This is a genomic window from Streptomyces sp. NPDC058246, from assembly GCF_042881985.1.
In the GTDB taxonomy this organism is placed as follows: Bacteria; Actinomycetota; Actinomycetes; order Streptomycetales; family Streptomycetaceae; genus Streptomyces.
On sequence record NZ_JBHVWZ010000002.1, the window covers coordinates 485,011 to 492,775 of the forward strand.

General features: G+C 70.9%; 8 protein-coding genes and 1 pseudogene. All 9 read left to right on the forward strand.

Annotated elements, in window-relative coordinates; translation table 11 throughout:
• Positions 1-527: 527 nt before the first annotated feature.
• The 9 genes and pseudogenes from ACFVXA_RS04675 (at position 528) to ACFVXA_RS04715 (ending at position 7,477) form a co-directional block, all read left to right on the forward strand.
• Entirely contained in the window at positions 528-1,079 is a 552-nt protein-coding gene (locus ACFVXA_RS04675) for an SMI1/KNR4 family protein (protein ID WP_390023808.1), read from the forward strand.
• Positions 1,080-1,221: 142 nt separating this feature from the next.
• Positions 1,222-1,428, forward strand: a pseudogene (locus ACFVXA_RS04680) (transposase family protein); the annotation flags it as partial.
• A gap of 230 nt (positions 1,429-1,658) precedes the next feature.
• Positions 1,659-2,129, forward strand: coding sequence for an SMI1/KNR4 family protein (locus tag ACFVXA_RS04685; RefSeq protein WP_390023810.1), 471 nt, complete (start codon positions 1,659-1,661; stop codon positions 2,127-2,129).
• A 401-nt stretch (positions 2,130-2,530) separates the two neighbouring features.
• Entirely contained in the window at positions 2,531-2,800 is a 270-nt protein-coding gene (locus ACFVXA_RS04690; protein ID WP_383911190.1) for a L,D-transpeptidase family protein, read from the forward strand.
• A gap of 251 nt (positions 2,801-3,051) precedes the next feature.
• Positions 3,052-3,492: a hypothetical protein gene (locus ACFVXA_RS04695; protein ID WP_362021649.1), complete on the forward strand. Its 441-nt coding sequence runs from the start codon at positions 3,052-3,054 to the stop codon at positions 3,490-3,492.
• A gap of 128 nt (positions 3,493-3,620) precedes the next feature.
• The gene (locus tag ACFVXA_RS04700; RefSeq protein WP_362022035.1) at positions 3,621-4,238 is read left to right on the forward strand and encodes an RNA polymerase sigma factor; all 618 of its coding nucleotides are present in this window, start codon (positions 3,621-3,623) and stop codon (positions 4,236-4,238) included.
• 177 nt (positions 4,239-4,415) lie between these two features.
• Positions 4,416-5,108 carry a hypothetical protein gene (locus tag ACFVXA_RS04705; RefSeq protein WP_389756647.1) on the forward strand — a complete coding sequence of 231 codons (693 nt, stop codon included), beginning with the start codon at positions 4,416-4,418 and terminating at the stop codon, positions 5,106-5,108.
• 612 nt (positions 5,109-5,720) lie between these two features.
• The gene (locus ACFVXA_RS04710; RefSeq protein ID WP_362021644.1) at positions 5,721-6,383 is read left to right on the forward strand and encodes an RNA polymerase sigma factor; all 663 of its coding nucleotides are present in this window, start codon (positions 5,721-5,723) and stop codon (positions 6,381-6,383) included.
• Positions 6,383-7,477, forward strand: coding sequence for a hypothetical protein (locus ACFVXA_RS04715; protein ID WP_390023812.1), 1,095 nt, complete (start codon positions 6,383-6,385; stop codon positions 7,475-7,477). Before ACFVXA_RS04710 ends, ACFVXA_RS04715 begins: the two co-directional genes overlap by 1 nt.
• Positions 7,478-7,765 lie beyond the last annotated feature (288 nt).

The window sequence follows — 7,765 nt, forward strand, 5'->3', positions numbered from 1 at the left end:
CAGCGATCGCCCCCAGGGTTCCTGGGGGCGATCGTCATTCAGCAGGGTCGGGGACTGGCACGGTCGCCTGTGAGGGCTCCGTTTCCAGCCCCCGCCCGTCAAACCCTGCATGTGCTTGTCGCGCACACGGCTTACCGACATCGTTCACCGGCCGGCATGCGCTGCCACCTGCGTACGTTCCCGGACAGGCGGAACACCACGAGCTGACGGCCAGTGGCCGCGCGGATCTTGTCCCGCAGCACCCCCATCGCCCGCTTGGACGGCCGGCGTTGCAGGTGGAACCTGCCGCGCCGACGCCACTACTCCACCTTGCGGAGGTGGAAGCCGAGGAAATCGAGGCCCTGCCCGTCCCTGGCGGGGTGGACGATGGCGGTCTTTCCTGTGCCAGACCAGGGAACGCGCTGAGCAGGCACGGGAGTTGGCGGGCGCGGTGCCGGGCTCACTCGGGCTGCAACTGCACCTGGGGAGGCACGGGCGGGCGGTGGATCGCTCACCGCCCGCCCGTGCCTCCCGCTTCTGCTCTCCTCTTGCGCACGAAAGGCCTTGATGTGTGGGTCCAGCGACTTCTGGAATTCGTCGGACGGGAGCCCGCCGGTATCCCCGTCGACTGGGAGGCGACCGAAAGGGAAATCGGTGCGCCACTGCCCCCCGACTACAAAGAGCTCTACGAGGCTTTCGGTGGGGGCCTCTTCAGTGACACGGTCACCTTCCTGGCGTACGACGAGGGCCAGGTGTTCGACCTGGTGACGCAATGGCGGGCCGCTCTCGCCGCCGACCGGGACCCGGATCTCGGCGACGTGTCCGCCGTCACTCCGTACAAGATTTACGAGCCGGGCGGTGAGGGCCTCGTTTCGTGGGGATCCACGGAATGGGGCGACCAATATTTCTGGCTGATGGACTCTGCGGAATCCGGTAAGTGGCCGATCCTCGCACGGTCCGGTGATATCGATCAGTGGCACACCTCTGACATGTCAACCTCGGAATTCTTGTACCGTGTCCTGACGGACACCGACTTCCGCCCCTTCGGGATTGCGCAACACGCCCTTGGAGCGACATTCGAACCTGGATACACCCTGTGACGACAGGGCCCCGGCGTTTGCCAGGCTCGCCCGAAGTTGGGTCGGTTGATGTCGGTGGCGAGCCCCGGAAGTAGGCGAACACAGCCCATATGGATCATGGAGTTGTCTACGCTTCAAGATCCACGAAGGTGCCGTGTTTGCGCGGTGGCGGCACCTGGGCACTGGCCGGCAGGCCCTGCTCACCCTCGCCCACCTGCGCATCGGCAACACCTGCGCCCAACTCGTCGCCGGGTTCGGCATCGGGACCACAACCGCCTACCGGTACATCAACGAGGCCGTCGCGATCCTGGCCGCCCTCGCCCCCACGCTCGCCGAAGCCCTCCGGTCGGCAACTGCAAAGGCGTTCGTCCCTCCTGGCGACCCCTCCGCAAGCTCCGACGCTCCACCACCCGCATCACGAGTGCTGGAGGCGTCGTAGACGTACGGGCGGCCCCACGGGGTGGGGCGGCTGTCCGTGCCGCCCCACCCCGTACGCTCCCGGCAGGAAGACTTGAGGTGACAGACGCCATGCTGAGGGTAGGAGAGTTGGAGGCCGCGCTGCCGTCGATGAGGCGGTGGCGTGTGTCAGGAGGGCGCGCTGTGGACTGGGCCACCCTTGAAGCGGTCCTCGGGACGGCGCTGCCCTCGGACTTCCGCGCTCTGGCGGAGGCTTACCCGGTGCTGGTCATCGACGACTTCCTGAGCGTGTCCGTTCCCCGGCCCGGCACCGAGGCGTTGTGGGCGTCCGAGGCCAGGGAGGACGAGATCCTTCAGGATCTGTACGAGATGGGCGACACCGAGGACTACGTTCCCTATCCGCAGCCGGGAGGCCTGATTTCCTGGGGGGATTCCAATTCGGGGGACGTCTTGTACTGGAAGACGAGCCCTGCGGACCCGGACGCATGGCCGGTGGTCGTCCGCACGGACAACGCCGACTGGATCGAGTTCCCGGTCGGTGCCGTCGAGTTCCTGGCCGGCGTGTACGGGCGCACCATCGACGTGCCGGGCATGCCCAGGGACTTCCCCACCGACGACCCGAAGGTACTGGGCCTGAGCGACCGCATCGGCTGATCGGCAACTGATCCGCAGGCACAGGCGAACAGCGATCGCCCGCAGGATTCCTGGGGGCGATCGCCATTCAGTAGGTCGGGGACTGGCGCGGTCGCCTGTGAGGTCTCCGTTTCCGGCCCCCGCCCGTCAAACCGTGCATGCGCTTCTCGCGCACACGGCTTACCGACATCCGGCCGAGGTTCCCCAGCGGAAGTACGGAGGAATTCCTCGCGCGGGCCCGGGAGGCAATGACGGCCGAGGGCGGGTGGACCTTCGCGGTGAAGGGGAACGAGGAACTCGTCCTGCCAGGAGCTCGTCCTGCCAGGGCAGACGAGTGCCGCGTCCTGCACGGCCACCGTCCGGCGGACCCAGCGGCCCGAAGCCCTCCACTCGACGGGGACCATCGTCAGCAAGCCAACTCGATGCACACCGCCGCGGGTGCCGACTTCCCGCTCACCGATGCCGGCGAACGGGGCAGCGAGCACCTCGTCGACCACTCGACCCAGTACGCCAAGGCGCTCGTCATCGACTTCAACCGCTGTCCGGCGACGCCCCGTCGCGGCGCCGGGATCTTCCTGCACGTCAACGGGCAGGGCGCGACGGCCGGGTGCGTCTCCGTGCCGCGCGCGACGATGGACCGGATCATGGCCTGGATCAGGCCGGGCGCGCATCCGCGGATCGCCATCGGCTGAGCGGCGGGATGACCGTGTCACGGTCCGGCCGTCGCGGCCGAGAGGGTTCCCGAGCGCTCCGGGACGCTCGAGTCGAGCAAATGGTTGTACGGAACAGGGAACCTCGCCCCATGACGTTCATCACGCGCGGTACACGTGATGTTCGGCGCCTCCGTCCCGCTGGGTCTGGTGGACCGGGACGTGACCACGCCCCGGTCGTGTGCCCCGGTCGTACGGGGTCATGTGGCCATGGAGACGAGGGGCGGGGAGTCATGGAGGAGCGGACGCCGGCCGCGGTGTGGATGCGGCGGCACGCGGCACAGTTCGTGCGGCAGGTGACGGCGCGGAACCGGTTGCCGCTGGACTACTCCGTGAACAGTCTGCGGGTCGTCGACTTCATCGTCGACGGGCTGCGGAAGGGGGAGTCCGAGCGCGCCGACGTACGGCATGTGCTGTTCGGGCTCGGCGCCTACACCGGAGAGGTCCTGGTGCGGCGCGCCGGGGCGCAGTGGATCGAATTCGACTCCGAGCAGCGGGAGTTGTTCGGCCAGCCCGTCGGCGTACGGATGCCCGACGGCCGGGTGTGGAATCCGCTCGGCAAGGTCGTGAAACGTTTCGAAACGGGAGAGCGGGAGTCCGTGCGGATGCTGTATCTGCAACTGCACGGACGCGCCCCCAGGTCCGCGGTCATCTGCGGCCATCGGTCCGCCTGAGTCGGACGGGGCGTCTGACGCGCTGTGACATTTCTGTGGGGGCTGACGCTGATGACCATGGGGGTGTCGACGCGACCGTCGTGTCGGCAGAGCGCAATCGGGCGAACTCGGTACGAACGAGGACAGTGTTGGGCCAGGGAGGGGAATCCCGCCGCGTGCAGGCGTACGACGGGGAACTGGGCGTGGCCGTTGCGCGGGCGCAGGACGGGGACGAGGCCGCCTTCGCGGTCGCGTACCGGATCGTGCAGCCAGGACTGCTCGGGTATCTGCGCGGCATCGTCGGTGACGACGCGGAGGACGTGGCGTCCGACGCCTGGCTGGAGATCGCCCGGGACCTGGGACGGTTCCGCGGGGACGGTGCCGGGTTCCGCGGCTGGACCGCGACCATCGCCCGGCATCGGGCGCTGGACCATCTGCGACGGCTGAAGGTACGGCCCCGGGGGTCCGCGCTCGAGCAGGACGTACTCGAACTGCCCGGCTCCCACAGCACCCACGACGAGGCGCTGGAGACTCTCTCCACGGAGTACGCCCTGGAGCTGGTCTCGCGGCTGCCGCGCGATCAGGCCGAGGCCGTACTGCTGCGGGTCGTGGTCGGTCTCGACGGGCCGTCGGCGGCGCGGGTGCTGGGCAAGCGTCCGGGCGCGGTGCGCACCGCCGCTCACCGCGGCCTGAAGCGCCTCGCGCGGCAGCTCGGCGCCGCGGGTGTGACGGATGAGGGACCCCGGACGCTGGGGGAGTCGGGATGAACGACAGCAGGTCGTCGATCGGCAAGAGGTTCTCGGGCAGGGATGGAATCGGACATGGGTGAACGGCACGGCGACGGGGGGGCCTCCGACCGTCGGCTCGCGCACCCGTCGAGCCCTGCGACTCCCTCGAGTCCCGGGACTCCGGGGACTTCCCCGAACGAAGAAACCGCCCTGGAAGTGCTCCTCGCCGCCGCCGTACGCGGCCGGGTGAACGGTACCGAGGCCGCCGCACACGCCGAGGCGCAGGCCGTCGCCGCCTTCCGGGCCGCGCGGGACAACGGCGCGCACGCCGCGCGGACACGGCGGCGGGACGACTGGCGCCCCCGCGAGCAGCGGAGGTTGGGCCACTCGCTGAAGGCCACGTTCGCCGTGCTGCTGGCCAGCGTGACCCTGGGCGGGGTCGCCGTCGCGGCCATCGGTTCGTCGTCGGACGACGACAGCGACGGCCGTGGCAGGTCCGGCACCCGGACGTCGAGCAGCAGCCCGGACCGGTCCGCGGCCGACACCACGGAACCCGAGGATGCCGCTTCCTCCGCGCCGGGCTCCGCCGGACCCGGTGCCTCCGCGCACGCCGAACCTTCCGGCCGTCCGTCGCAGGCCAAGGACACCGAGGCCCACTGCCGCGCGTACGCATCCGTCAAGGGCCGCGGCAAGGCCCTGAACTCGACGGCCTGGCAGCGGCTCATCACCGCCGCGGGCGGTGAGGAGAACGTCGCGGCCTACTGCGCCGAGCAGTTGGGCGAGGCCGTCAGGCCGACGAAGACGAAGAAGGCGAACAAGGCGGACAGCACCCCGAGCCCGGCCACCACGTCCGACACCCCGGCAGCGGCAACGTCGACCCCGAAGCCGACGAAGTCCAAGAACAACTAGAAGTCCGGGGACATGGAGAAGCAGAAGCCCAAGGGCACGAACGAGCGTGTGCGCGGCATGGTCGCCAAGGGCCTTTCACGCGGCTGCGGCGGATTCTGCGCGTCCCACCCGTCGGCGGAAGCAGGTCCAGCCCAGCGGCGCCCGCACGGCCAGGACAGGGCCGGCCACGAGAAAGTGGATCGATCGGCCGGGGCCTGAGGAAGAGGAAGAGCCGTGGCCCCGTAGCGGTCCAGGACGAGCCGTTTGCCGTGTCCATGAGGTCTCGCGCCGGCTGGGCCACGCAGGGAGACACCGTGGCAACGACCGGGGCCGCCACCCCCCACAGGAGAGGCCCCGGCCGTCGCGCGGCACGGGCCGCGCGGCGGCCCGTACTTTCTACAGCGCCGCGACTGCGTTTTGTGTCACACCTCTCCCCGTCGCGGGATAGTTGCATGCTGTACGAACATGGACGGGCAGCGGTTTCAGGCCGTAACGTGCCATTCGCGCCGGACTGCGGAGGACGGACGACCGCAACGACGAGGGACCCGAGACCGCAACCATCAATTGAGGGACCACGACGGCGAGGACCCGGTCCGCGAGAGCGGCGCCGGTTTAGGCGCAAAGAGGGGCGCGGTGCAGGGGGACGACGCGGAGCTGACCGCCGCGGTGCTTGCGGCACAGGACGGGGACGAGACCGCGTTCCGGACTGTGTACCGCGCTGTGCATCCACGGTTGCTCGGATACGTACGGACACTGGTCGGCGACCCGGACGCGGAGGACGTCACGTCCGAGGCCTGGTTGCAGATCGCCCGTGACCTGGAGCGGTTCAGCGGCGACGCGGACCGCTTCCGCGGCTGGGCCGCCCGGATCGCCCGCAACCGCGCCCTCGACCACATACGGATGCGCGGGCGCCGCCCTGCGATCGGCGGCGACGAGACCGAGTTGACCGGGAAGGCCGCCGAGTCCGACACCGCCGGCGAGGCCATCGAGTCCCTGGCCACCGACAGCACCCTCTCGCTCATCGCCCAGCTTCCGCAGGACCAGGCGGAGGCCGTCGTGCTGCGGGTCGTGGTCGGCCTCGACGCCAAGTCCGCCGCCGAGACCCTCGGCAAGCGCCCCGGCGCGGTCCGCACGGCGGCGCACCGCGGACTGAAGCGCCTCGCGGAGCTGCTCGGCGCGGATGCGGAATCCGCGGGGGCGCTCGGTGCCGTTCCCCCACAAAGAGGATCGCGCACACGCGCGGTGACGTCCGCGGGTGTGACGCATACGCGTTCGCGGACGCAGAAGGACATGTGATGGCCGACGAGCAGTACAGGTGGCTGGACCGCGATGCAGCGGAGCGTTTGTTGCGCGGAGAGCCGCTGGAAGCCGTCGACGCCGACACCCGCGAGCAGGCGGACCGCCTCGCCGACGCCCTCGGCGCCCTGGCCGCCGCACCCTCGCTGAACGGTGCCGACCTCGCCGAACACGCCGAACTCCCAGGCGAGGCAGCCGCGTTGGCCGCGTTCCGCAAGGCGCGGGCGGACCGGGACCAGGCGCCCGCGCGGCTCGGCGAGAGCGGTCTCGCGCGGCCCGCGGCGCACGCCCGCGAAGCCGGTCTGGTACGGCTGGGACGCCCGGCCCCGAGTGGTCCCCGGGCCCGTTGGGGCCGCCCGGCCCGCTTCGGAATCGCCGCCGCGCTGGCCGCCGGAATGCTCGGCGGGGTCGCCGTCGCGGCCGGAACCGGAGTGCTGCCGACTCCGTTCAGTAACGACCGGCCGACTCCGGCCGCCTCGGTCACGGCCGCCGGAACCCCGGAGCGCCCGCTCGTCTCGCCGTCGCCCGGATCCTCCGGGACCGGCGGCTCCCAGGCCCCGACACCGGACGGCACCACCAACGGCCCGTCGGACCAGGGCTCCTCGGGCGACGACAAGGCGGCCGGTGGTGGGGCGAGCGCGCGGCCGGGGTCCGACGCGTCGGGAACCGCCGACCGTTCGCGCGAGTGGTGGACCCGCACGCGCAGGTTCTGCCGTGAGGTCCTCGACGGCAAGGACCTCACGGCCGGTCGCCGACGCGCCCTGGAGGACGCGGCGGGCGGCGGCGGCCGGGTGAAGTCGTACTGCGTCGGCATCCTGGGCCAGGCCGGCGACGACAAGAACGGTGACAACCAGGACGGGAACGGCGACAGCCAGGGGTCCGGGCAGGGCTCCGACCAGGGCGGTCAGGACCACGGTGGTGACGGTGACGGCCACCACATACTGCCGGGCGGCAATGACCCCCGTGGCAACGGCGGCGTCCTCACCCCGTCACCGGTGGTGTCGGCCCTGAGCCCGCTGCTGCCGAGGAAGCCGACCGAGACCGGGGCGCCGTCCGGGACGTACAGCGCACTGGCGCTGCTCACCGGCCACTGAGCCGCCCGGCCCCTGCTCATGCGCACGCCTCTGACCTGCGGTTTCGTTTTTCTTTGAAGTTTCTTCGGCTCGGGTGTGACGTTTTCGGCCGCCGTGGCGCAGTAATGAGTGAGCCGACTGGTCATCGGCCGTCGCACTGAGCCGGGGTTCCCCCCGTACCCATGGCCCGGTGCACATTGGCGCGGGGGGGGCCCCGGGCCCCCCGCCCCCCCCCCCCCCCCCCCCCAATCCGCCCGCCACCCCCCCCGCGGGGTCCCCAACCCACCACCCATGGCCCCCCGCGGGGCC

Bases quoted from the DNA above. Each gene is read 5' to 3' on its own strand.
- ACFVXA_RS04695 (WP_362021649.1), top strand. From the start codon at position 3,052: ATGGAGGAGCGGACGCCGGCCGCGGTGTGGATGCGGCGGCACGCGGCA.
- ACFVXA_RS04715 (WP_390023812.1), top strand. From the start codon at position 6,383: ATGGCCGACGAGCAGTACAGGTGGCTGGACCGCGATGCAGCGGAGCGT.
- ACFVXA_RS04690 (WP_383911190.1), top strand. From the start codon at position 2,531: ATGCACACCGCCGCGGGTGCCGACTTCCCGCTCACCGATGCCGGCGAA.